The organism is Modestobacter italicus (assembly GCF_000306785.1).
In the GTDB taxonomy this organism is placed as follows: domain Bacteria; phylum Actinomycetota; class Actinomycetes; order Mycobacteriales; family Geodermatophilaceae; genus Modestobacter; species Modestobacter italicus.
The window spans coordinates 3,605,107-3,628,900 of record NC_017955.1 but is presented as its reverse complement, the minus strand read 5'-3'; the positions used below and the strand labels follow the sequence as shown (position 1 = coordinate 3,628,900).

At 73.6% G+C, this 23,794-nt stretch carries 19 protein-coding genes; 12 read left to right on the top strand and 7 right to left on the bottom strand.

All coding sequences use genetic code 11. The annotated features are described in order from the left end of the window. The first annotated feature begins 7 nt into the window (after positions 1-7). The 10 genes from uvrC (at position 8) to MODMU_RS17300 (ending at position 11,011) form a co-directional block, all read left to right on the top strand. Entirely contained in the window at positions 8-2,077 is a 2,070-nt protein-coding gene (gene uvrC, locus MODMU_RS17345) for an excinuclease ABC subunit UvrC (protein WP_014741627.1), read from the top strand. Beyond that, positions 2,074-3,012 carry an RNase adapter RapZ gene (gene rapZ, locus MODMU_RS17340; protein ID WP_014741626.1) on the top strand — a complete coding sequence of 313 codons (939 nt, stop codon included), beginning with the start codon at positions 2,074-2,076 and terminating at the stop codon, positions 3,010-3,012. Before uvrC ends, rapZ begins: the two co-directional genes overlap by 4 nt. Beyond that, on the top strand, positions 3,012-4,049 hold the full coding sequence (locus MODMU_RS17335; protein ID WP_014741625.1) for a gluconeogenesis factor YvcK family protein: 1,038 nt from the start codon (positions 3,012-3,014) through the stop codon (positions 4,047-4,049). The genes rapZ and MODMU_RS17335 overlap by 1 nt, the downstream gene beginning before the upstream one ends. Before the next feature lie 73 nt (positions 4,050-4,122). Beyond that, a complete protein-coding gene (gene whiA, locus MODMU_RS17330) occupies positions 4,123-5,100 on the top strand; it encodes a DNA-binding protein WhiA (RefSeq protein WP_014741624.1) in 978 nt (325 codons plus the stop codon). 211 nt (positions 5,101-5,311) lie between these two features. Then, a complete protein-coding gene (gene gap / locus MODMU_RS17325; RefSeq protein ID WP_014741623.1) occupies positions 5,312-6,319 on the top strand; it encodes a type I glyceraldehyde-3-phosphate dehydrogenase in 1,008 nt (335 codons plus the stop codon). Continuing rightward, positions 6,316-7,509, top strand: coding sequence for a phosphoglycerate kinase (locus tag MODMU_RS17320; RefSeq protein WP_014741622.1), 1,194 nt, complete (start codon positions 6,316-6,318; stop codon positions 7,507-7,509). The genes gap and MODMU_RS17320 overlap by 4 nt, the downstream gene beginning before the upstream one ends. Further along, complete coding sequence (gene tpiA / locus MODMU_RS17315; protein ID WP_014741621.1) at positions 7,509-8,318, top strand: triose-phosphate isomerase; 810 nt, start codon at positions 7,509-7,511, stop codon at positions 8,316-8,318. The genes MODMU_RS17320 and tpiA overlap by 1 nt, the downstream gene beginning before the upstream one ends. Before the next feature lie 99 nt (positions 8,319-8,417). Beyond that, complete coding sequence (locus tag MODMU_RS17310) at positions 8,418-10,109, top strand: ABC transporter substrate-binding protein (protein ID WP_014741620.1); 1,692 nt, start codon at positions 8,418-8,420, stop codon at positions 10,107-10,109. An 87-nt stretch (positions 10,110-10,196) separates the two neighbouring features. Continuing rightward, positions 10,197-10,430 (top strand): preprotein translocase subunit SecG, encoded by a 234-nt coding sequence (gene secG, locus MODMU_RS17305; protein WP_014741619.1) that lies wholly within the window; start codon positions 10,197-10,199, stop codon positions 10,428-10,430. Between the two features lie 212 nt (positions 10,431-10,642). After that, positions 10,643-11,011 (top strand): RNA polymerase-binding protein RbpA, encoded by a 369-nt coding sequence (locus MODMU_RS17300; RefSeq protein WP_430699158.1) that lies wholly within the window; start codon positions 10,643-10,645, stop codon positions 11,009-11,011. A 42-nt stretch (positions 11,012-11,053) separates the two neighbouring features. Here the strand turns inward: MODMU_RS17300 and pgl are convergent, their stop codons facing one another. The 5 genes from pgl to tkt form a co-directional block, all read right to left on the bottom strand. After that, on the bottom strand, positions 11,054-11,866 hold the full coding sequence (pgl, locus tag MODMU_RS17295; RefSeq protein WP_014741617.1) for a 6-phosphogluconolactonase: 813 nt from the start codon (positions 11,864-11,866) through the stop codon (positions 11,054-11,056). After that, complete coding sequence (locus MODMU_RS17290) at positions 11,863-13,056, bottom strand: glucose-6-phosphate dehydrogenase assembly protein OpcA (RefSeq protein ID WP_014741616.1); 1,194 nt, start codon at positions 13,054-13,056, stop codon at positions 11,863-11,865. The genes pgl and MODMU_RS17290 overlap by 4 nt, the downstream gene beginning before the upstream one ends. Positions 13,057-13,093: 37 nt before the next feature. Then, complete coding sequence (gene zwf, locus MODMU_RS17285; RefSeq protein WP_014741615.1) at positions 13,094-14,611, bottom strand: glucose-6-phosphate dehydrogenase; 1,518 nt, start codon at positions 14,609-14,611, stop codon at positions 13,094-13,096. Between the two features lie 104 nt (positions 14,612-14,715). Continuing rightward, positions 14,716-15,822, bottom strand: coding sequence for a transaldolase (gene tal / locus MODMU_RS17280; protein WP_014741614.1), 1,107 nt, complete (start codon positions 15,820-15,822; stop codon positions 14,716-14,718). Positions 15,823-15,858: 36 nt separating this feature from the next. Then, on the bottom strand, positions 15,859-18,090 hold the full coding sequence (gene tkt / locus MODMU_RS17275) for a transketolase (RefSeq protein ID WP_014741613.1): 2,232 nt from the start codon (positions 18,088-18,090) through the stop codon (positions 15,859-15,861). 316 nt (positions 18,091-18,406) lie between these two features. On the opposite strand from tkt, the gene MODMU_RS17270 reads away from it, so the two are divergent. After that, positions 18,407-19,327 (top strand): heme o synthase, encoded by a 921-nt coding sequence (locus MODMU_RS17270; protein WP_014741611.1) that lies wholly within the window; start codon positions 18,407-18,409, stop codon positions 19,325-19,327. Between the two features lie 87 nt (positions 19,328-19,414). Here MODMU_RS17270 and MODMU_RS17265 read toward each other — a convergent pair whose 3' ends face one another. Then, positions 19,415-20,380, bottom strand: a complete 966-nt coding sequence (locus MODMU_RS17265; RefSeq protein WP_231851660.1) for a COX15/CtaA family protein — start codon at positions 20,378-20,380, stop codon at positions 19,415-19,417. Positions 20,381-20,554: 174 nt separating this feature from the next. On the opposite strand from MODMU_RS17265, the gene MODMU_RS30090 reads away from it, so the two are divergent. Beyond that, a complete protein-coding gene (locus MODMU_RS30090) occupies positions 20,555-23,110 on the top strand; it encodes an ATP-dependent Clp protease ATP-binding subunit (RefSeq protein ID WP_014741609.1) in 2,556 nt (851 codons plus the stop codon). 43 nt (positions 23,111-23,153) lie between these two features. On the opposite strand, the gene MODMU_RS17255 is transcribed toward MODMU_RS30090, so the two are convergent. Continuing rightward, positions 23,154-23,663, bottom strand: a complete 510-nt coding sequence (locus MODMU_RS17255) for a DUF7144 family membrane protein (RefSeq protein WP_014741608.1) — start codon at positions 23,661-23,663, stop codon at positions 23,154-23,156. Positions 23,664-23,794 lie beyond the last annotated feature (131 nt).

Below are 23,794 nucleotides of genomic sequence, written 5' to 3'. Positions count from 1 at the left end.
TGGGTACATGGCCGATCCGTCCACGTACCGCCCAGCGGTCGGCAGCATCCCCGAGGACCCCGGCGTCTACAAGTTCCGCGACCCCGCCGGCCGGGTCATCTACGTCGGCAAGGCCAAGAGCCTCCGGCAGCGGCTGAACAGCTACTTCGCCGACGTCTGGGGCCTGCACCCGCGCACCCGGCAGATGGTCACCACCGCGGCCAGCGTCGAGTGGACCGTGGTCGGCACCGAGGTCGAGGCCCTCCAGCTCGAGTACAACTGGATCAAGGAGTTCGACCCCCGGTTCAACGTCCGGTACCGCGACGACAAGAGCTACCCCTCGCTCGCGGTCACGCTGAACGAGGAGTTCCCGCGGCTGCAGGTGATGCGCGGGCCCAAGCGCAAGGGCGTCCGGTACTTCGGGCCCTACGCGCACGCCTGGGCGATCCGGGAGACGCTGGACACCCTCACCCGGGTCTTCCCCGCCCGCACCTGCTCCAACGGCGTCTTCAAGCGGGCCGGCCAGATCGGCCGGCCGTGCCTGCTCGGCTACATCGGCAAGTGCGCGGCGCCCTGCGTCGGCCGGGTCAGCGCCGAGGAGCACCGGGAGATCGTCGACGACTTCTGCGACTTCATGGGCGGCCGCACCGAGCAGATGACCCGCCGGCTCGAGCGCCAGATGGCCGAGGCCGCGGAGGAGATGAACTACGAGAAGGCCGCCCGGCTGCGCGACGACCTCGGGGCGCTGCGCCGGGCGCTGGAGAAGCAGGCCGTCGTCCTCGGTGACGGCACGGACGCCGACGTCGTCGCCTTCGCGCAGGACGAGCTGGAGGCCGCCGTCCAGGTCTTCCACGTCCGGGGCGGCCGGGTCCGCGGCCAGCGCGGCTGGATCATCGACAAGGTCGAGGAGGTCACCACCGGCCAGCTCGTCGAGCAGTTCCTGCTGCAGGTCTACGGCGGGGTCGACGAGGAGACCGGCACCGGCGAGGTGGGCGAGGCCGTCCCGCGCGAGGTGCTCGTCCCCGAGCTGCCCGACGACGCCGAGGTCTACGCCGAGCTGCTGTCGGAGCTGCGCGGCTCCCGGGTGTCGCTGCGGGTCCCGCAGCGCGGGGACAAGCGCAGCCTGATGGAGACCGTCGAGCGCAACGCCAAGGAGGCCTTCGCCCGGCACCGGGTGAAGCGGGCCAGCGACCTCACCGCCCGCTCGATGGCGCTGTCGGAGATCCAGGAGGCGCTGGACCTGCCCGAGGCCCCGCTGCGGATCGAGTGCATCGACATCTCGCACGTCCAGGGCACCAACGTGGTGGCCAGCATGGTCGTGTTCGAGGACGGCATGGCCAAGAAGTCGGACTACCGGCGGTTCTCCGTCGCCCAGGGCACCGACGACACCGCCGCGATGGCCGAGGTCGTCCGCCGCCGCTTCGCCCGGCACCTCAAGGAGGAGGCCGACCGCCGCGACGAGCAGGGCGTCGCCGCCGAGGAGGGCCGGCCGCGCCGGTTCGCCTACCCGCCCAACCTGCTCGTCGTCGACGGTGGCCAGCCCCAGGTCGCCGCCGCCAGCCGGTCGCTGGCCGAGCTGGGCGTCATCGACGTCGCGGTCTGCGGGCTGGCCAAGCGGATGGAGGAGGTGTGGCTGCCCGACGACCCCGACCCGGTCATCCTGCCGCGCACCTCCGAGGCGCTCTACCTGCTGCAGCGGGTCCGCGACGAGGCACACCGGTTCGCGATCACCTACCACCGGCAGAAGCGATCCAGCACGATGCTCGTGTCGCTCCTGGACGACGTCCCGGGGCTCGGCGACACCCGGCGAAAGGCGCTGATGAAGCAGTTCGGATCCCTCAAGCGGCTGCGTGCGGCCACGGTCGAGGAGCTCACCGCGGTACCCGGCATCGGTCGGCGCACCGCGGAGGCGGTGCTCGCGGCTGTCGCCGAGCCCGTCGCGGCCGGAGCCGACCCCGACCGGGTGGCCGAGGACGCGGTCGAGCTCGAGGAGGCCCCGGTGGGGTCGGCCGCCCCCGTCCGCCCGGTGCACGGCGCGGCCGCCGGCGACACCGCCGAGGTCGGCCGGGTCCACCAGGCGGAGGTGGGCGGGCGATGACCGTCGAGGAGCGCGCCGACGGGGAGCCCGCGGCGCCGGGCGACCTCCCCGCCGCGGAGGCGCACGGCACTGACCCGGCCCCGCTGGACGTCGTGGTCGTCACCGGGTTGTCCGGGGCGGGCAAGAACACCGCCGGGCGGGTGCTGGAGGACCTCGGCTTCTTCGTCGTCGACAACCTGCCGCCGGCCCTGCTGCAGCCGATGGTCGAGCTGGGCGCCCGCGGCGACGTCCACCGGTTCGCCGCCGTCGTCGACGTCCGCAGCCGGGCGTTCTCCAGCGACCTGCAGGAGTCCATCCGGCTGCTCGCCGAGGCCGGCCACCGGCCCCGCGTGGTCTACGTGCACGCCCGCAACGAGGTGCTGATCCGGCGCTACGAGTCCAACCGGCGGGAGCACCCGCTGCAGGGCAGCGGCCGGCTGGCCGACGGCATCGAGGCCGAGCGGGAGCTGCTCACCGGGATCGCCGGCGAGGCCGACCTCTGGGTCGACACCAGCGACCTCAACGTGCACCAGCTGCGGGCCACCCTCGAGTCGGCGTTCGTCGACCACGACGCGCCGCCCCAGGTGGTCGCCACCGTGCTCAGCTTCGGCTTCAAGTACGGCCTGCCGCTGGACGCCGACCTGGTGGTCGACGCCCGGTTCCTGCCCAACCCGCACTGGGTGCCCGAGCTGCGGCCGATGACCGGCCGGGACGCCGAGGTCCGGGACTACGTGCTCGGCCAGGACCACGCGGGTGAGTTCCTCGACGAGTACATGAAGGTGCTGGGGCTGCTGCTGCCCGGCTACCGGCGGGAGGGCAAGCGCTACCTGACCCTCGCCGTCGGCTGCACCGGCGGCAAGCACCGCAGCGTCGCGATCGCCGAGGAGTTCGCCCGGCGGCTGACCGCCGAGGGCGTCGCCGCCAACGCCCGGCACCGCGACCTGGGGCGGGAGTAGTGCAGCCCGCGCCCGACGCCGGCCCGGTGCGGATGGCCGCACCGCCGCCGGTGCCGGCGCCCACCGGGGGCGAGCGCCGGACGGCCGGGCGCGAGCGGTTGCGCGTGGTCGCGCTCGGCGGTGGCCACGGCCTCGCCGCGGCGCTGACCGCCTGGCGCCGGCTGGCCGGCGAGCTGACCGCGGTGGTCACCGTCGCCGACGACGGCGGCTCGTCGGGCCGGATCCGGCGGGAGATGCCGGTGCTGCCCCCCGGTGACCTGCGGATGGCGCTGGCCGCGCTGGCCGGCGAGGAGCCGCGCACCCAGGAGATGGCCCGGCTGCTGCAGCACCGCTTCGGCGGCAGCGGCGTCCTCGCCGGCCACCCGGTCGGCAACCTGATGCTCACCGGCCTCACCGAGATGCACGGCGGCGACAGCGTGCGGGCCCTGGGCGTGCTGGAGCACCTGCTGGGCGCCCAGGGCCGGGTGCTGCCGATGGCCGAGGTGCCGCTGGACCTGGTGGCGACGGTGGACAGCACCGACCCCGATGACCCGCAGGACACCCGGCGGATCCGCGGCCAGGTCGCGATCGCCTCCACCCCGGGGCGGGTCCGGGAGATCCGCGTCTCGCCGGCCGACCCGCCGGTGCCCGCCTCGGTGCTGCAGGCGATCGCCGCGGCGGACGTGATCAGCCTGGGTCCCGGGTCCTGGTACACCTCCGTGCTGCCGCACCTGCTGGTGCCGCGGCTGCGCCGGGCGCTCGCCGAGTCCGGCGCCCGGGTGGTCGTCGTGCTCAACCTGGAGCCGCAGGCGGGGGAGACCGACGGCTTCTCACCCGAGGAGCACCTGCGGGTCCTGCTGGCGCACTGCGAGGGCGTGTCGCTGCACACCGTCATCGCCGATGCGGCTGCGGTTGTTGACCGGCGTGGTCTGCTGTCTGCTGTGCAGGGTTGTGGTGCAGAACTGGTGCTCGCGCCGGTCGCTGCACCCGACGGGGCACCACGACACGATCCTTCGCGGCTCGCCGCCGCACTGGCCTCCGTGGTCGGTGCGCGGTGACCGGACGGACCCGGGCAGGTCTCCGGGACGACCGGGGCACCTGTCGGCACACAGGGGGAAAGGAACAGCACGCATGGCCATGACAGCGATGGTGAAGGACGAGCTCTCCCGCGTGGAGTGCACCAAGACCTCCGAGCGCAAGGCCGAGGTGACCGCGCTCCTGCGCTTCTCCGGGGGCCTGCACATCGTGGGCGGCCGCGTGGTCATCGAGGCCGAGCTCGACACCGGCTCGGTGGCCAGACGGCTGCGGCGCGACATCAGCGAGGTGTACGGCTACACCAGCGGGGTGAGCGTCCTCGCCGGTGGCAACATCCGCCGCGGGGTGCGCTACCTCGTGCGGATCGCCAAGCACGGCGAGGGTCTGGCCCGGCAGACCGGGCTGGTCGACCAGCGCGGCCGGCCGGTGCGCGGGCTGCCGCCGTCGGTGGTCTCCGGCGGCATCGGCGACGCCGAGGCCGCCTGGCGCGGCGCGTTCCTGGCGCACGGGTCGCTCACCGAGCCGGGGCGCTCGTCGTCGCTCGAGGTCACCTGCCCCGGGCCGGAGGCGGCGATGGCGCTCGTCGGCGCCGCCCGCCGCCTCGGGATCGCGGCCAAGGCCCGGGAGGTCCGCGGCACCGACCGGGTCGTCGTCCGGGACGGCGACGCGATCAGCGCGCTGCTCACCCGGATGGGCGCCCACGACGCGGTGCTCGCCTGGGAGGAGCGGCGGATGCGCCGCGAGGTCCGGGCGACGGCCAACCGGCTGGCCAACTTCGACGACGCCAACCTGCGCCGGTCCGCCCGCGCCGCCGTCGCGGCCAGCGCCCGGGTCGAGCGGGCGCTGGAGATCCTCGCCGACGAGGCCCCCGAGCACCTGCTGGTGGCCGGCCGGCTGCGGCTGGAGTTCGGCCAGGCGTCGCTGGAGGAGCTCGGCCAGCGCGCCGACCCGCCGATGACCAAGGACGCCGTTGCCGGGCGCATACGGCGCCTCCTGGCGATGGCCGACAAGCGCGCCAAGGACCTCGGCATCCCGGACACGGAGTCCGTCGTCACCGACGACATGCTCACCTGAGCGAACCCCGAGACGTCCGCGACGTCTCCTCCGCAGGCCGGGGGAGACGTCGCGGACGTCTCCCGGGCCGCTCCGGGCGCCCCGGGTGCGCGGTCCGGGGCGGGCCCGCGGGCCGATAGGCTGTCCGCGGAATGTGGCCGCGCGCACGCGCGGCCCACGGTGCCGCTGGGCCGACCGGTCCGGCTGGGCAACACGGTCTGGGAGGTCCGCAGTGACGGTACGGGTCGGGATCAACGGGTTCGGTCGGATCGGCCGCAACTTCTACAGGGCGGCCGCCGCCAGCGGTGCGGACATCGAGATCGTGGCGGTCAACGACCTCACCACCCCCGAGACGCTCGCGCACCTGCTCAAGTACGACAGCATCCTGGGCAAGCTGCCCGAGGACGTCTCGGTCGTCGGTGACGGCATCAAGGTCGGCGGGGCGACGGTCAAGGTGCTGGCCGAGCGCGACCCGGCCAACCTGCCCTGGGGCGACCTGGGTGTCGACGTCGTCGTCGAGTCGACCGGCTTCTTCACCAAGGCCGACGACGCCCGCAAGCACGTCGACGCCGGTGGCGCCAAGAAGGTCATCATCTCCGCGCCGGCCACCGGTGACGACCTGACGATCGTCATGGGCGTCAACCACGAGCAGTACGACGGCTCGCAGACGATCATCAGCAACGCGTCCTGCACCACCAACTGCCTGGCCCCGCTGGCCAAGGTGCTCAACGACGCCTTCGGCATCGAGCGCGGTCTGATGACCACGATCCACGCCTACACCGCCGACCAGAACCTGCAGGACGGCCCGCACAAGGACCTGCGCCGCGCCCGCGCCGCCGCGCTGAACATCGTCCCGACCTCCACCGGTGCGGCCAAGGCCATCGGCCTGGTGCTGCCCGAGCTCAAGGGCAAGCTCGACGGCTACGCGCTGCGCGTGCCGGTCCCGACCGGCTCGGCCACCGACCTCACCGTCACCGTCGGCCGCGACGTCACCGTCGAGGAGGTCAACGAGGCCTACCGGACCGCCGCTGCCGGCCCGCTGGCCCCCTACCTGACCTACACCGACGCGCCGATCGTCTCCTCCGACATCGTCACCGACCCGGCCTCGTGCATCTTCGACTCGGGCCTGACCAAGGTCTTCGGCAACCAGGTCAAGGTCGTCGGCTGGTACGACAACGAGTGGGGCTACTCCAACCGGCTGGTCGACTCCGTCGTCCTGGTGGGCTCGAAGCTCTCGTGAGATCGGTCGACCAGCTCCTCGCCGACGGGGTGACGGGTCGGCGCGTGCTGCTGCGCGCCGACCTGAACGTCCCGCTGGACAAGGTCACGAACGAGATCACCGACGACGGCCGGATCCGGGCCAGCCTGCCGACGATCGCCGCGCTGCGGGACGCCGGGGCCCGGGTCGTCGTCGCCGCCCACCTCGGGCGGCCGAAGGGCGAGCCGGACCCGCAGTACTCGCTGGCGCCGGTCGCCGCCCGGCTCGGTGAGCTGCTCGGCACCGACGTGCCGCTGGCCGCCGACGTCGCCGGTCCGGACGCCCGGGCGAAGGCCGAGGCGCTGACCGACGGCCAGGTCCTGCTGCTGGAGAACGTCCGCTTCGAGGCGGCCGAGACCAGCAAGGACGACGCGGTGCGCGGCGAGCTCGCCGACCGGCTCGCCGGGCTGGCCGAGCTCTACGTCGACGACGCCTTCGGTGCGGTGCACCGCAAGCACGCCTCGGTCTACGACGTCGCCACCCGGCTGCCGCACGCGGCCGGCCGGCTGGTGGCGCGTGAGCTGGACGTGCTCGCCCAGCTCACCAGCACGCCGGTGCGGCCCTACGTCGTCGTCCTCGGCGGCTCCAAGGTCAGCGACAAGCTGGGCGTGATCGAGGCGCTGCTGCCCAAGGTCGACCGGCTGCTCATCGGGGGCGGGATGACCTACACCTTCCTGGCCGCCCGCGGCCTGGAGGTGGGCACCTCGCTGCTCGAGGCCGACCAGGTCGACACCTGCCGCCGGCTGCTCGAGGAGGCCGGTGACCGGATCGTGCTGCCGGTCGACGTCGTGGTCACCCCCGAGTTCAGCGCCGACGCGCCGACCCGGGTGCTCCCGGCCGGGGAGATCCCGGCCGACGAGATGAGCCTGGACATCGGCCCGCGCAGCGTCGAGCTGTTCGCCGAGGCGCTGGCCGGTGCGCACACGGTGTTCTGGAACGGGCCGATGGGCGTGTTCGAGCTGGCGCCGTTCCAGGCCGGCACCCGTGGCGTGGCGCAGGCCGTGGCCGGCGTCGACGGGCTGTCGGTCGTCGGCGGCGGCGACTCGGCGGCCAGCGTCCGGCAGCTGGGACTGGACGAGGCGGCGTACGGCCACATCAGCACCGGTGGCGGCGCGTCGCTGGAGTACCTCGAGGGGCGCGAGCTCCCGGGCCTCGCGGTGCTGGCCGGCTGATGGCACGCACCAGGCCCAAGCCGCCCCGCGAGGGACGCCGCCCGCTCATCGCCGGCAACTGGAAGATGCACCTCACGCACCTGGAGGCCATCGGCCTGGTGCAGAAGCTGGCGTTCTCGCTGACCGAGGCCCAGCTGGACGCGGCCGAGGTGGTCGTCGTCCCGCCGTTCACGGCGCTGCGCAGCGTGCAGACGCTGGTCGCCGGCGACAAGCTGGAGATCGGCTACGGCGCCCAGGACCTCTCCGCCCACGACTCCGGCGCCTACACCGGCGAGGTGAGCGGGGCGATGCTCGCCGCGCTGGCCTGCCGGTACGTGCTGGTCGGCCATTCCGAGCGGCGCACGCTGCACGGCGAGGACGACGCGGTGGTCGCGGCCAAGGTGCAGGCCGCGCTGCGGCACGGCCTGGTGCCGCTGCTGTGCGTGGGGGAGGGGCTCGACGTCCGCCGGGCCGGCAGCCACGTGGCGCACTGCACCGACCAGCTCGACCTCGCGCTGGCCGGGCTGACCGCCGAGCAGGTGGCCGACCTCGTGGTGGCCTACGAGCCGGTGTGGGCGATCGGCACCGGCGAGGTGGCCACCCCCGACGATGCGCAGGAGGTCTGCGGGGCACTCCGGGCGCGGCTCGCCGAGCGCTACGGCCCGGAGACGGGGGCGGCGATCCGTATCCTCTACGGCGGGTCGGTGAAGGCCGGCAACACCGCCGGCATCCTCGCCGGGCCGGACGTCGACGGAGCGCTCGTCGGCGGTGCCAGCCTGGACGCCGACGAGTTCGCACAGATCTGTCGTACCGCTGCCGGTGGGAGCTGACCGCCGCCGGCACTGACCGGGCGGAGCAGCACCCTGTTCACCACTGACACGACCCACCGACCCCGCCACGTCCTCCGGCGGGGGCGGTGGGTCGTCGTCGTGGTGGCCCTCGTCGCGCTGCTCGCCGGCTGCGGGAGCGGCAACAGCGGCGCGGCCGGGGTCCCGACCCAGGCCGGGGAGCCCGACAGCGGGGTCGACGGCGTCCGGGCGCCGTCCGACGCGACCGGCGGCACGCTGCGCCTGGTCGCGGGGGACATCGACAGCCTCGACCCGCAGCGGTCGTACAGCCCGGGCGTGTGGAACCTGATGCGGCTCTACACCCGCACCCTGGTCACCTACTCCTCGGAGCCCGGGCGGACCGACGAGCTGGTCCCCGACCTGGCGACGGACACCGGGACGACGCCCGACGGCGGCCGGACCTGGACGTTCACCCTCAAGGACGGCGTCCGCTTCGAGACCGGCCGGGCGATCACCTCGCGCGACGTCAAGTACGGCATCGAGCGCTCGTTCGCCTCCGACGTCATCATCGGCGGGCCGACCTACGTGCTCGACCTGCTCGATGACCCGCAGGACCCCTACGCCGGGCCGTACCAGGACGAGTCGCCCGGCAAGCTGGGGCTGGCCTCGATCGCCACCCCGGACGACCGGACCATCTCCTTCACGCTCAGCACGCCGGCACCGGACTTCCCGTTCGTGATGGCGCTGCCCTCCAGCAGCCCGGTCCCGGCGGAGAACGACACCGGCGACGGGTACCGGTTCAAGCCGGTCAGCTCCGGCCCCTACCTGATCACCTCCGTCGACCAGGTGACCGGCCTCGTGCTGGACCGCAACCCGCAGTGGGACCCGGCCACCGACGAGGTCCGGACCGCGCTGCCCGACCAGGTCGTCGTGCGCAGCGGGTTGTCTGGGGTCACCCGGGACCAGGCGCTGCTGGCCGGGTCCGCCGACGCGGACCTCTCCGGTACCGGTGTGCAGGTGGCCACCACCAGCCGGATGGACGACGCGCTGGCCGGCCGGGTCGACGACGTGACGACCGGGTCGCTGCGGCTGCTCGCCCTGCCGACCACCGTCGCCCCGATGGACAACGCCGACTGCCGGGCCGCGGTCGCCGCCGCCGTCGACCGGGGGGCGGTCCAGGAGGCGCTCGGTGGGCCGGGCAACGCCGTCCGCTCCTCGCTGCTGTGGCCGCGGGCGCTGGCCGGCGGCCCCGAGGACCCGGACCCCGGCCAGGACCTGGCGGCGGCCCGGGCGTCCCTCACGGCGTGCGGCAAGCCCGACGGCTTCAGCACCGTCCTCGCCGTCCCGGACGCCCCGAACACGGTCAAGCTGGCCAACGCGATCGCCGACGACCTGGCCGAGGTCGGCATCCAGGCCGAGGTGCGGCCGCTGGACCCCACCAGCTACTACGCCTCCGACGTCGGGAAGCCGACCAACGTGGTCGCCCAGGGCTACGGGATCGTGCTGGCCACCTGGACCGCGGACTTCCCGACCGCCGCGTCCTTCCTGACCCCGCTGGTCGACGGCCGCTCCGTCCGCGACGTCGGCAACACCAACTACGCCCAGCTCGCCGACCCCGGGGTCAACGGCCTGGTGGACGCCGCCCGGGCGGCGACCGATCCCGCGGCCGCGGCGGACGCCTGGCGCCAGGTGGTGACGGCGGTGGGCGCGACCGGGGTCTACGTCCCGCTGGCGGAGAACCGGGTCCAGCTGCTGGCCGGCCAGCAGCTCCGCAACGGGGTGGTCATGCAGCCCTACGGCGGCTACGACGTCGTGACCGCCGGGGTCCGCTGATGCCCCGTCGGCTAGGCTGGGCCGTCGTGCCCCCGGCCCACCGGGTGCGAGTCCACACCCCGTGGGCATGAGGACAGGAGACTGACGATGATCGAGCTGGTCCTCAACGTGCTGCTGGTCCTCACCAGCGTGCTGCTGATCGTGCTCATCCTGCTGCACCGCGGCAAGGGCGGCGGTCTGTCGTCGATGTTCGGTGGCGCGGTCTCCTCGCAGCTGTCCGGCAGCTCGGTGGTGGAGAAGAACCTCAACCGGCTGACCGTCTTCGCCGGCCTGGTCTGGGCGGTCTGCATCGTCGGTCTGGGCATCCTGCTCAAGGTCTGACGAAGGACCCCCTCTCCCCCCACCCTTCGCAAGCTCAGGGCGGGCCCCTGAGAGGGGGCCGTTCCAGCACCTCACCGCGCTGACCAGGCACTCAGTGCCATGCCGGGTTTCTGCCGGACGATCGCGTGCCGGTACTGACGGTGTCCGCATCGTGACCTGAGACGGGCCTGAGAGGCCCTAGACTGCCCGAGCGGTGATCAACTGGGACCGCGGTGGTGGCGACGATCAGGGGGCCGCTCGTGGCTGGTGGGAACGCGATCCGGGGGAGCCGGGTCGGTGCGGGACCGATGGGAGAAGCGGAGCGCGGCGAGACGGCGCCACGGAACCGGATCGGGTTCTGGTGCGCCAACGGACACGAGTCGCGGATCGCCTTCGCGGCCGACATCGAGGTCCCGGAGACCTGGGACTGCCCGCGCTGCGGACTCCCGGCCGGGACCGACCAGCAGAACCCGCCACCGGCCCCGCGCACGGAGCCGTACAAGACGCACCTCGCCTACGTGCGCGAGCGGCGCAGCGACGAGGACGGCGACGCCCTCCTCGAGGAGGCGCTCAGCCGCCTCCGCGCCCGCCGAGGCGCCTGACCGACGGCCCCCTCCCCGGTCCGGGGAGGGGGCCGTCGTCGGTCAGTCCCGCGGGAGTCGGCTCGCAGCTGCCGCGTCGAGGAGCCAGCGGGTGGCCCGGCGTCCCCGGGCACCGGCGGCCGGCAGGTCGGAGCGGGTGGCACCGCCGAGCGCGCGGGCGACGGCCTCGGCCTTGCCCTCGCCGCTGACCAGCAGCCAGACCTCCTCGGCGGAGGTGATCGCGGAGAAGCCCAGGCTGATCCGGGTCGGGGGCGGCTTCGGGCAGTCCCGCACCGCGACGACCGGCCGCTCGTCGGAGACGGCCGGGGAGTCCGGGAAGATCGACGCGACGTGGCCCTCCGGCCCCATCCCGAGCATCAGCACGTCGATGCGGGGCACGGCCCGGTCGTCGCCGGCCACCGCGGCGAGCTGCTCGGCGTACCAGGCGGCCGCCTCCTCGGGCTCGTCGAAGCCGGCGTCGGAGGAGGGCATCGGGTGGATGCGCTCCGGGTCCAGCCCGACCCGGCCGAGGAAGGCCGCCCGGGCGCCGAGCTCGTTGCGGTCGTCGGAGTCGGCCGGGACGAACCGTTCGTCGCCCCACCACACGTCGACCTGCTGCCAGTCGACGACGGCGTGCTCGGGCTCGGCGGCCAGGTCGGCGACCCGCTGCAGCACGGCGGTGCCGATGCCACCTCCGGTGAGCACCACCGACGCCGTCCCGTGCACGGCCTGGGCGGCGGCCAGCCGGGCCACCAGCGCGGAGGAGACCGCCCGGGCCAGCCGGTCGGCGTCCGGCTCGACGACCACGTCCGGCGTCGGCAGGCCCTCCTCGCTGAGCGCCTCCTCGATCCGCTCGCCGGGGGAGAACTGGCTCATCGGGCACCGCCCTCCGCGGCCTGCACCGCGTGCTGCTCCTCAGAGTCGTCGGCGGGGGAGTCGTGCTCGCCGTTCAGCGCGACGTCGTCGGTGTCCGCCGAGGTCGGCGGCACGGTCGGCGCCGCGGTGGCGGCGGTGCCGCCGTCGGAGGTCGCGTCCGAGGTCAGCTCGGCCTCGGCGTCGGCCGCGGACTGCTGCGGCTTCATCGGGTCGAACCAGGTGTGCTCGCGGATCGGCGGCCGCTCGGCCAGCCCGGTCTCGCCGGTGACGACCTCCAGCGCCTCGCTGAACGGCTCGTCCTGGTCGAGCCGGCGCAGCTCCTCGCCGAGCAGCTCACCCAGCGAGCGCTCCGGCAGCGCGACCACGGACTCGGGCCGGAACGGCTGCTGGATGACCGCGCCGCCCTTGCGGTCGTCCTGCAGGCGCACCTCCTCGTCCTGGTCCAGCCGCAGGGTGATCGAGTCGATGCCGGACGACCCCGGGACGCGCGGTCCGGGCACGACCTCGATCGGGCACCCGCACCGGGAGGTCAGCCAGCCGGCGACCAGCCGGGCGGTGGCGTTCTCCGGGTCGCCGGTGACCTCGCCGCCGAGCACCTCGACGGGCTCGCCGCGACGGCCGGAGACCGAGTCCAGCGTCGAGGCCAGGGTGGCCCGCCACGGGGTGCTGCGGGTCCAGGTCAGGTCGGTGTCACCCGGCGCGTAGTCCCGGGCCCGGACCCGCAGCGCCGAGATGGGGTCCTCGGACATGGAGCAGTCGCTGATCCGCCGGTCGGCGATGACGCCGAGCGCGTCGGTGGACACCCGCTCCGGCGGGGGCGTGTGCCACCAGGTGACGACGGGTGCGTCCGCAGCGAGCAGCGGCAGCACCACGGACTCGGCGTGCAGCCCGAGCCGGCCGTACATCCGCATCACCACGGCCTCGCCGGGGCCCAGCCGGCCGCCGATCTGCACCTCGGCGTCCAGCCGCGGCACCGGTGCCTCGATCTGCCGGCGCACGACGACGAGCAGCCGGCACGGGTGCAGCTCGGCCGCAGCCGTGGCGGCCTGCTCGGCCTCGTTGACCCGGCTCTCGTCGGCGACGACCACCAGGGTCAGCGCGACGCCGCTCATGACCGCGCCGCCGGTGCGCCGCTGGTTGGCCAGTTCCTTGACCACCGCGGATCCGGTGGTGTCCCACAACGTCGTCATGAGGTGCTCCAGGGGGTGCGGGGAGACGGGTGGGCGGTCACGGCCGGCGCCACTGGCGCCCCTCGGCGGCGAGCATGTCCTCGGCCGCGCGCGGGCCCCACTCGCCGGCCCGGTAGGAGTACGGCGTCGTGCCGGCCCAGAAGTCCTCCAGCGGGTCGATGACCGCCCAGGAGGCCTCCACCTCGGCGTTGCGCGGGAAGAGGGTCGCGTCGCCGAGCAGCACGTCGAGCAGCAGCCGCTCGTAGGCCTCGGGGCTGGCCTCGGTGAACTGCTCGCCGTAGAGGAAGTCCATCGCGACGTCCCGGACCTCCATCACGCTGCCCGGGACCTTGGAGCCGAACTTCAGCGTCATGCCCTCGTCGGGCTGCACCCGGATCACCAGCTGGTTGTGGCCCAGCTCCTCGGTGTCCGTCGGCGCGAAGGGCAGGTGCGGGGCGCGCTTGAAGACCAGCGCGATCTCGGTGACCCGGCGGGGCAGCCGCTTGCCGGTGCGCAGGTAGAACGGGACGCCGGCCCAGCGGCGGGTCTCCACGCCGAGCCGGACGGCGGCGTAGGTCTCGGTGGTGGAGTCCGGGCTGACGCCCTCCTCTTGCCGGTAGCCGGTGGCCCGCTGACCGGCCAGCCAGCCCTGCTCGTACTGGCCGCGGACGGCGAAGCGGGCCTTGTCCTCGGGCACGGACACCGCGCGCAGCACCTTGAGCTTCTCGGTGCGGATCTCCTCGGCGGAGAACTCGACCGGCTCCTCCATGGCGGTGAGCGCCAGCAGCTGCAGCAGGTGGTTCTGCAGCACGTCCCGGGCGGCGCCGGTCTTCTCGTAGAACCCGGCCCGGCCGCCGATGCCGACGTCCTCGGCCATGGTGATCTGCACGGAGTCGACGTGGTGGCCGTTCCAGACCGGCTCGAACAGCTCGTTGGCGAAGCGGAGGGCCAGCAGGTTCTGGACCGTCTCCTTGCCCAGGTAGTGGTCGATGCGGAACACGTCGTCGGCGGTGAACACCGAGTCGACCAGGGCGTTCAGCTCGCGGCTGGACTGCAGGTCGTTGCCGAAGGGCTTCTCCACGACCACCCGCCGCCACCGGTCCGGGGTGCTCTCGGCCATCCCGGTGCGCGCCATCTGCTTGAGCACCGTGGGGAACATGGCCGGCGGGATGGACAGGTAGAACGCCGCGTTGCCGCCGATGCCGTGGGTGCCCTCCAGCTCGGCCAGGTTGCTGGCCAGCTCGTCGAAGGCGTTGTCGTCGTCGAAGGAGCCCTGGACGAAGCGCACGCTGTTGGCCAACCGCTCCCAGACCTCCTCGCGCCACGGGGTGCGGGCGTGCTCGCGGGCGGCGGAGCGGGCGAGCTCGGAGAACTCCACGTCGCCCCAGTCGCGGCGGGCGAAGCCCAGCAGCGCGAAGTTGGTCGGCAGCAGGCCGCGGTTGGCCAGGTCGTAGACCGCCGGCAGCAGCTTCTTGCGGGCCAGGTCCCCGGTGATGCCGAACACGACCAGGGCGCAGGGCTCCGGTACGCGGGGCAGCCGTCGGTCCCGCGGATCCCGCAGCGGGTTGGTGGGCATCTCTTCCGTCCTCGGGTTCTCGCAGGACCACCCGCCGTCCGGTGCTGCTCCGGACCGGACGGCGGGTGGGTGGAGCGGGTGGTGGGGTGGGTCGTGCTAGGCCGTCAGGCCTTGTCCTGCAGCTGCTCCTGGACCGAGCCGGTCAGCTCGTCCCAGGCGTCGACGAACTTCTGCACGGCCTCCTCCTCGAGCACGCGGAAGACGTCGTCCAGGTCGACCCCGGCCGCGGCGACGTCCGCCATGACCTTCTCGGCGTCGGCGTAGGAGGACTGCACCGAGGTGCCGGCCTGGCCGTGGTCGGCGTAGGCCTGCATCGTCTTCTCCGGCATGGTGTTGACCGTGTCCGGGGCGATGAGCTCGGAGAGGTAGAGCGTGTCCGAGTACTCCGGGTTCTTCACGCCGGTCGAGGCCCACAGCGGGCGCTGCTTGCTCGCGCCCTTGGCCTCCAGGGCCTTCCAGCGGTCGGAGGAGAAGACCTCCTCGTAGGCCTGGTAGGCCAGCTGGGCGTTGGCCACGCCGGCCTTGCCCTTGAGCGAGGCGTCGGCACCGGAGGCGTCCAGCCGCTTGTCGATCTCGGTGTCCACGCGGGACACGAAGAACGAGGCGACCGACTCGATGCCGTCGAAGGAGGCCTCCGGGTCCTCGGCCAGCCGCTGCTCCAGGCCGGAGATGTAGGCGTCCATGACCGCCTTGTACCGCTCGATGCTGAAGATCAGCGTGACGTTGACGCTGATCCCCTTGGCGATCGAGGTGGTGATCGCCGGGAGGCTCGCCAGGGTCGCCGGGATCTTGATGAACAGGTTCGGCCGGTCGACCAGCCACCACAGGTGGGCGGCCTCCGCGGCGGTGGCGTCCTCGTCGTGCGCCAGGCCCGGGGCGACCTCGAGCGACACGCGGCCGTCCCGGCCGGTGGCCGCGGCGACCGGTGCGAGCAGGTCGCAGGCGTCGCGGACGTCGGCGGCGGTGATGGTGCGCAGCGCCTCCTCGACGCTCACCTTGCGCACCGCGAGGGCGTGCAGCTGGTCGTCGTAGGACTTCGACCCGCTGATCGCCGCGGCGAAGATGCTCGGGTTGGTGGTGACGCCGACGACGCTGTGCTCGTCGACCAGCTGCTGCAGGTTCCCGCTGCGGATGCGGTCACGGGAGAGGTCGTCGAGCCAGACGGCGACCCCCGCCTTGGACAGCTGTGCCAGGTTCTCGTTCTGGGCCATCTCATGCCCTCCTGTCGGATCGGTTGGGGGAGTCGGTCACTTGTCGCCGGTGGGGGAGTCCAGGCCACCGACCGAGACGCTCGCGCCGGTCGGCGGGACGTCGGGGCCCTCGGCGGCCTTCAGGCTGTCCCGGGCCGCGGCGACGACGGCCTCGGCGGTGAGCCCGAACTCCTCGTAGAGCTTGGAGTAGCTGGCGCTCGCGCCGTAGTGGTTCAGGCCGACGATCCGGCCGGCGTCGCCGACGAAGTCGCGCCAGCCCATCGGCACCCCGGCCTCGACGCTGACCCGGGCGCGGACCGAGGAGGGCAGCACCTCGAGGCGGTAGGCCTCGTCCTGCTCGGCGAACCACTCCCAGCACGGCAGCGACACGACGCGGGTCGGGACGCCGTCGGCCTCCAGCACCTCGCGGGCGGCGACGGCGATCTGCACCTCGGAGCCGGTGCCCATGAGGATCACCTCAGGGGTGCCGGTGGACGCCTCGGCCAGCACGTAACCGCCCTTGGCCGTGCCCTCGGCCGAGTTCATGACCGACCGGTCGAAGGTGGGCAGGTTCTGCCGGGAGAGCGCCAGGCCGGCCGGCCGGTCGTTGTTCTCCAGGATCGCGCGCCAGGCGACGGCCGTCTCGTTGGCGTCGGCGGGGCGGACGAAGTCCAGCCCCGGGATGGCGCGCAGCGCGGCGTAGTGCTCGATCGGCTGGTGCGTCGGGCCGTCCTCGCCCAGGCCGATCGAGTCGTGGGTCCACACGTAGGTCACCGGCAGCTGCATGAGCGCCGCGAGCCGCACGGCGCCGCGCATGTAGTCGGAGAAGGTGAGGAACGTGCCGCCGTAGACGCGGGTGCCGCCGTGCAGCGCGATGCCGTTCATGATCGCGCCCATGGCGTGCTCCCGGACGCCGAAGTGCAGGGTGCGGCCGTAGGGGCCACCGCTCCACATCTTCGTCTGCCGGTCGGCGGGCAGGAACGACGGCTCGCCCTTGACCGCGGTGTTGTTGCTCTCCGCCAGGTCGGCCGACCCGCCCCACAGCTCGGGCAGCTCCGGGTAGATCGCGGCGAGCACCTCACCGGAGGCCTTGCGGGTGGCGACGCCCTTGGGGTCGGCGTCCCAGCTCGGCAGCTTCTCCGCCCAGCCCTCGGGCAGCGTGCGGGTCTTCATCCGGGCCAGCAGCGCCGCGCCCTCGGGGTTGGCCTGCTCCCAGGCTGCGAAGCCCTTCGACCACTCGGCGTGCGCCTGCTGGCCGCGCTCGACGACCTTGCGGGTGTGCTCGATGACCTCGGGGGCGACCTCGAAGGTCTGCTCCGGGTCGAAGCCGAGGATCTCCTTGGTCGCCTTGACCTCGTCGTCGCCCAGCGCCGAGCCGTGCGCGGCCCCGGTGTTCTGCTTGTTCGGCGCCGGCCAGCCGATGACCGTGCGCAGCACGATGATCGACGGGCGGTTGGTCTCGGCCTTGGCCGCGGCGAAGGCGGCGTCGAGGGCGGCGAGGTCCTCACCGTCGTCCACGTGCTGGACGTGCCAGCCGTAGGCCTCGTAGCGCTTGCCGACGTCCTCGGTGAAGGCGATCTCGGTGTTGTCCTCGATCGAGATCTTGTTGTCGTCGTAGACCAGGACGAGGTTGCCCAGGCGCTGGGTGCCGGCGATCGAGGAGGCCTCGCCGCTGACGCCCTCCTCCAGGTCGCCGTCGGAGGCGAACGCCCAGATGGTGTGGTCGAAGAGGCTCTCGCCCTCGGCGGACTCCGGGTCGAACAGGCCGCGCTCGCGGCGGGCGGCCATGGCCATGCCGACGGCGTTGCCGACGCCCTGGCCCAGCGGGCCGGTGGTGGTCTCGACGCCGGGGGTGTGGTTGACCTCGGGGTGGCCGGGCGTCAGCGAGCCCCAGGTGCGCAGCGCCTGCAGGTCGGACAGCTCCAGGCCGTAGCCGGACAGGTAGAGCTGGACGTACAGCGTGAGGCTGGAGTGGCCCATGGACAGGACGAACCGGTCGCGGCCGGTCCACTGCGGGTCGCTCGGGTCGTGCTTCAGCCACTTCTGGAACAGCAGGTAGGCGGTGGGCGCCATGCTCATCGCGGTGCCGGGGTGGCCGTTGCCGACCTTCTGCACCGCGTCCATCGCCAGCACGCGGGCGGTGTCGATGGCGCGCCGGTCGAGCTCGGTGAAGCCGTCGGGCAGCGTGGGGTCGGGCTGGCGCGGCGACCCGGTGGGGGTGTCGCTGGCGGCCTCGGCCGGGGCCTCGGCCCCGGTGCTCTCGGTGTTGCTGGTGCTGTCGCTGGTCATGTGGCGCTCGGTGCTCCCTCGGGGATCGGTCGGAGTCGGACCCGCCCGGGGGCACGGGGGGCCTCCCCGGGCGGACGACGGTGCACACCACGGCCGCCCCGGTCGGTGCGGTCGAGGGTCGGAAGCGTGGGCGCGACGTCGTCCTCGACGTCGGCCCTACCCGCTTCTCAGGCAGAGTCAACGTGATCAAACCCTAGTGGTGCCCGCCCATTCCCGGAGAGGGGCCGGGCTAGAGTGGCGGGGCAACCCCATCCCCGGCGGAGAAGGACCTCGTGGTGCCCTGCTGCCCGCGCGACGCCGCGCTCCCGGGCACGCGGTGACGGCCATCGCCGGCCCTCGCGTCGACCGCGTCCGGACCCGTTCGGGCCGTGCCACGGTGGCCGCCTACGTCTCGCTGACGAAGCCGAAGCTCGTCGAGCTGCTGCTGGTCACCACGCTGCCGGCGATGATGCTGGCCGCCGGGGGCTGGCCGGGCACGGGGCTGGTGCTGGCCACCCTGGTCGGCGGGATGCTCGCCGCCGGTGCCGCCAACACGATCAACTGCTGGTACGACCGGGACATCGACCGGCTGATGTCCCGCACCCGGGACAGGCCGATCCCCAGCGGGGTGATCCGGCCCCGCAACGCACTGGTCTTCGGCGTGCTGCTGGCGTGGGTCTCGCTGGTCCTGCTCGGGCTGTTCACCACGCCGCTGGCCACCGCGCTCGCGGCCGCCGCGGTGCTGGCCTACTCGGTGCTCTACACGATGGTGCTCAAGCGCCGGACCCACCACAACACCGTCTTCGGCGGGCTGCCCGGCGCCGCCCCGGTGCTCATCGGCTGGGCCGCGGTCACCGGGTCGCTGGACTGGCCGGCGCTGGTCTTCTTCGGCATCGTCTTCTGCTGGCAGATGCCGCACTTCTGGGCGCTGGCCAGCCGGTTCCGCTACGACTACTTCCGGGCCGGTGTCCCGATGCTCTCGGTGGTGGCCGGTCCGGTCAGCGTCGGGCGGCAGTCCGTGGCCTGGGCCTGGGGCACCCTGGTCGTCTCGCTGCTGATGGTCCCGGTGACCCCCCAGCTGGGCTGGACCACCGGGATCGCCACCCTCGGCCTGGGCGCCTGGTACGTCGCGGAGTCGCACGCCTGGCTCAACCGGATCAAGGCGGGCGTGCCCGACCGGCCGATGCGGCTGTTCTCGGTGTCGATCACCTACATGACCCTGCTGTCGATCGCCCTGGTCGCCGACGTCCTCGTCTGACGGGACTGCGGGTGGCCCGTTCCACGGCTGCGGGAGCGCGTCCCGACGAGGGGGGCCGGAGGCTCTCCGAGGAGGGACCTCAGCGGCTCATCGCGCCCCGGGAACGGCTCCTGGCAGCGGTGCCGTCCGGAGGACGGCAGTGTCACTGCCGACGGGCAGCTCGGAGGCGGGGCCGCGGACCGACCAGAGCAGCCGGGCCGTGTAGACGGTGATCAGCACCGCGCCGGCCATGTGCAGCAGCACCAGCAGCGCGGGCAGGTGCGTGAAGTACTGCACGTAGCCGATCACGCCCTGCAGCAGCTCGACGACGAGCAGGTCGCGGGCCGCGCGGCGGACCCGGCCGGGGGAGTCGGTGGCGGCCAGCGCCACCAGCAGCGCGACGGTCAGCCCGATGAGCAGGAAGACGACGTCGGCGTGCAGCTGGCTGACCAGCTCCGGGTCGAAGCCGGTGCGCCCGGCCTCCGGGTCGCCGCTGTGCGGACCGCTGCCGGTGACCACGGTGCCGACCACGAGGACGGCGGCCACCGCGGCGGCGATCCCCGTGGCGAGCAGCGCGAACGGACGGCGGACCACCAGCTGGCCGACGCCCGGTTCGCGGGAGCGCAGCCACAGCACGGTCGCGATGGCCACCAGCACCATGGACAGCAGGAAGTGCGCGGCGACCGTCCAGGGGTTGAGCCCGGTGAGCACGGTGACCCCGCCGAGCAGCGCCTGCGCGGGGATGCCGAGCAGGCTCAGCACCGCCAGCCGGCGCAGGTCCCGGCGCGCCGAGGCGAACACCGCGACGACGGTGGCGACCGCGACGACCACGAGGGCGAAGGTCAGCAACCGGTTGCCGAACTCGATCAGCCCGTGACCGGCCAGCTCGGGGGTCGGCCGGATGCTGCCGTCGGTGCACTCGGGCCAGGTGGGGCAGCCCAGACCGGAGCCGGTGAGCCGGACGGCGCCGCCGGTCACCACGATGACGCCGTTGGCCACGACGTTGGCCAGCGCGAGCCGGGAGACGACGGACGGGTTCATCCGAGAGCGGAACGACGCGGGAAGAACCGACACGTCACCGATGCTACTTACCCCGGTGCCCCTCGCCGCCCGGCCCGATCAGCCGCCCGGCGCCCCACCCCCGACGCGCGGGGACCAGCAGGAGCCGAGCACAGGCCCTGCGGTGCGCAGCGTCGGCCGTGGGTAGGTGAGCACCGCCCCCACGACACGAGAGGCGGCCATCTCCAGATGACCAATGGTTTCCCGGGCGCGCCGTTCGGCGGCGGTCCCTTCGACGACTTCTTCCAGGCCTTCCTGGGCGGTCCCGGCGCACGCCGGGGCATGCAGCGGGTGGACATCACCCAGCTGCTCAGCTCGCACTCCCGCGAGGTGGTGTCCGCCGCAGCGCGGCAGGCCGCCGAGTGGGGGAGCCCGGACCTGGACACCGAGCACCTGCTCTGGGCCATGGCCGGTCACGAGCCCACCCGCACGCTGCTGTCCCGCAGCGGGGCGGACCCCGACCGGCTGCAGGCCGACCTCGCCGGCCAGCTGACCCGGGGTGAGCCGACCGGGCAGGCCCCGGCGCTGACCCCCGCGGCCAAGCGGGCGCTGCTCGACGCCCACCAGGTGTCCCGGGCCAGCGGCTCGACCTACATCGGGCCCGAGCACCTGCTCTTCGCGCTCGCGCTCAACCCCGACTCCGGTGCCGGCCGGCTCCTCGGCGGCGCACGGGTGACCCCCGAGGGGCTGCAGCGGGCGGCCGCCGGTGGTCCGGTCCCGGCCGGGGCGGGCGGCGGCGGGAACGAGCAGCCGCCGTCGAGCACCCCGACCCTCGACGAGTACGGCCGCGACCTCACCGCGATGGCCCGCGACGGGAAGATCGACCCGGTCATCGGCCGCGCGCAGGAGATCGAGCAGACCATCGAGGTGCTGTCCCGGCGGAACAAGAACAACCCGGTGCTCATCGGTGAGGCCGGCGTCGGCAAGACCGCGATCGTCGAGGGCATCGCCCTGCAGATCGTCGACGGCGACGTCCCCGAGTCGCTGCGCGGCCGCCGGCTGGTCGAGCTGGACCTGACCGGCCTGGTCGCGGGCACCCGCTACCGCGGTGACTTCGAGGAGCGGCTCAAGAAGGTGATGGACGAGATCCGCGAGCACAGCGACGAGGTGATCGTCTTCATCGACGAGCTGCACACCGTCGTCGCCGCGGGTGGCTCCGAGGGGTCGGCCGGTGCGGGCAACATGCTCAAGCCGGCGCTGGCCCGCGGTGAGCTGCACATCATCGGCGCCACGACGCTGGAGGAGTACCGGCGCAACATCGAGAAGGACGCCGCCCTCGAGCGCCGCTTCCAGCCGGTCCTGGTCCCCGAGCCCAGCACGCTGGACACCATCGAGATCCTCCGCGGGCTCCGCGACCGGTACGAGGCGCACCACCAGGTGCGGTTCACCGACGAGGCCCTGGTGGCCGCGGCGGAGCTCTCCGAGCGGTACGTCACCGACCGGCACCTGCCGGACAAGGCGATCGACCTGATCGACCAGGCCGGCGCCCGCACCCGGCTGCGGGTCAAGCGGCCGACCACCGACCTGCGCGAGCTGGAGCAGCGGGTGCTGGAGCTGCAGCGGGAGAAGGACCAGGCGGTCGCGGCCGAGCACTACGAGCGCGCCTCCACGCTGCGGGACCAGATCGGCACCGCCCAGGCCGACCTCGAGCAGGCCCGGTCCGGCGGCGAGGGCGGCATCCCCGAGGTGGGCGTGCCCGAGATCGCCGAGGTGGTCTCCCGGGCCACCGGCATCCCGGTGGCGCAGCTGACCCAGGAGGAGCGCGACCGGCTGCTGCGGCTGGAGGACGTCCTGCACGAGCGGGTCGTCGGCCAGGACGAGGCGGTCGAGGTGGTCGCCGAGGCGATCCGCCGCTCGCGCGCCGGGCTCGGTGACCCGGACCGGCCGATCGGCAGCTTCCTGTTCCTCGGCCCGACCGGCGTCGGCAAGACCGAGCTGGCCCGGGCGCTGGCGGAGGCGCTGTTCGGCGACTCCGACCGGATGGTCCGGCTGGACATGAGCGAGTTCCAGGAGCGGCACACGGTCAGCCGGCTGGTCGGCTCGCCCCCCGGCTACGTCGGGTACGAGGACGCCGGTCAGCTGACCGAGGCGGTGCGTCGCCGTCCCTACTCGGTGGTGTTGCTCGACGAGATCGAGAAGGCCCACCCGGACGTGTTCAACACGCTGCTGCAGCTGCTGGACGCCGGCCGGCTCACCGACTCCCAGGGCCGCACGGTCGACTTCAGCAACACCGTGGTGATCATGACCAGCAACCTGGGGTCGGAGGCGATCGTCAACGCCGGCCGCGGCCCGCTGGGGTTCACCGCCAACGGCAACAGCGGCGACGACCTGCGCGACCAGGTGATGCGGCGGCTGCGGGACGCGTTCCGGCCGGAGTTCCTCAACCGGATCGACGAGATCGTGGTCTTCCGGCAGCTCGAGGCCGAGCAGCTGGCGCGGATCACCGACCTGCTGCTGGACGAGACCCGGCGCCGGCTGTCCGCCCAGGACATCGCCGTCGAGGTCACCCCGGCGGCGGTGGCCTGGCTGGCCGAGCGCGGGCACGAGCCGCAGTTCGGTGCGCGGCCGCTGCGCCGGGCGATCCAGCGCGAGGTCGACAACCGGCTGTCCCGGCTGGTGCTCGGTGGTGAGCTCTCGCCCGGCCAGCAGGTGACGGTCGACGTCGCCGACGGCGACCTGGACCTGCAGGTGTCCGACCGCCGGCCGAACAGCGTGGCGGAGGCCGAGGCCCCCGCCGCCGTCTGAGCCGAACCGGCGCCCTCACCGCCCAGCGGTGAGGGCGCCGGCGTCAGCGCGACTGCCGGGACTCGTTGCCGTGGACCGTGATGGCGTAGATCACGAACACGTCCAGGGCGATGATCAGCGCCCCCGCGAACGGGGACGCGGTGAGGAAGAGCAGGTTCACGAGGGCGCTGAGCCCCGCCAGCGCGACGCCGACCACCCGGGCGGCCGCGTTGCCGAGCGCCAGCCCCCCGCCCGTGACCACCATGACCAGGCCCAGGACCAGGTGCACCCAGCCCCAGGTGCTGTAGCTGGCGTCGACCACGAGGTCGCGGGTGGGGATCGTGTAGTAGTCCGCGCTCGCCAGTGCGGTGATCCCGGCCATGACCTGGAACAGGCCCACCAGGACCATGAGGCCGCCGGCGAACCAGGCCCACCCGGAGAACCCCTCCTCGGTCCAGGTCGAGTAGCCGGAGCCGGTCGCCTGCCGGCCGGTCCGCGTCGCGGTGCCGACACCCGATGCCGGTGGCCGGCCGGGCGTGCGGTCAGGGGTGTCGCGGGGCGGGGGCTCGACCATCGCGGTCCTCCTCGTGCTGCCCCGGTCCGGCCGGCCGGGGCGACGGTGGGTGTCGGGACGACACTGCGCGCCCGCCGCGGCGGTGTCCTCCTCCTGTCCGGGTGAGCGGCGACCCCCGCTCCGGAGCGGCA

Excerpts from the sequence above, each read along its gene's own strand:
- uvrC (WP_014741627.1), top strand. The coding sequence starts at position 8 with ATGGCCGATCCGTCCACGTACCGCCCAGCGGTCGGCAGCATCCCCGAG.
- rapZ (WP_014741626.1), top strand. The coding sequence starts at position 2,074 with ATGACCGTCGAGGAGCGCGCCGACGGGGAGCCCGCGGCGCCGGGCGAC.
- whiA (WP_014741624.1), top strand. The coding sequence starts at position 4,123 with ATGGCCATGACAGCGATGGTGAAGGACGAGCTCTCCCGCGTGGAGTGC.
- tpiA (WP_014741621.1), top strand. The coding sequence starts at position 7,509 with ATGGCACGCACCAGGCCCAAGCCGCCCCGCGAGGGACGCCGCCCGCTC.
- secG (WP_014741619.1), top strand. The coding sequence starts at position 10,197 with ATGATCGAGCTGGTCCTCAACGTGCTGCTGGTCCTCACCAGCGTGCTG.
- pgl (WP_014741617.1), bottom strand. The coding sequence starts at position 11,866 with ATGAGCCAGTTCTCCCCCGGCGAGCGGATCGAGGAGGCGCTCAGCGAG.
- MODMU_RS17290 (WP_014741616.1), bottom strand. The coding sequence starts at position 13,056 with ATGACGACGTTGTGGGACACCACCGGATCCGCGGTGGTCAAGGAACTG.
- zwf (WP_014741615.1), bottom strand. The coding sequence starts at position 14,611 with ATGCCCACCAACCCGCTGCGGGATCCGCGGGACCGACGGCTGCCCCGC.
- tal (WP_014741614.1), bottom strand. The coding sequence starts at position 15,822 with ATGGCCCAGAACGAGAACCTGGCACAGCTGTCCAAGGCGGGGGTCGCC.
- tkt (WP_014741613.1), bottom strand. The coding sequence starts at position 18,090 with ATGACCAGCGACAGCACCAGCAACACCGAGAGCACCGGGGCCGAGGCC.
- MODMU_RS30090 (WP_014741609.1), top strand. The coding sequence starts at position 20,555 with ATGACCAATGGTTTCCCGGGCGCGCCGTTCGGCGGCGGTCCCTTCGAC.
- MODMU_RS17255 (WP_014741608.1), bottom strand. The coding sequence starts at position 23,663 with ATGGTCGAGCCCCCGCCCCGCGACACCCCTGACCGCACGCCCGGCCGG.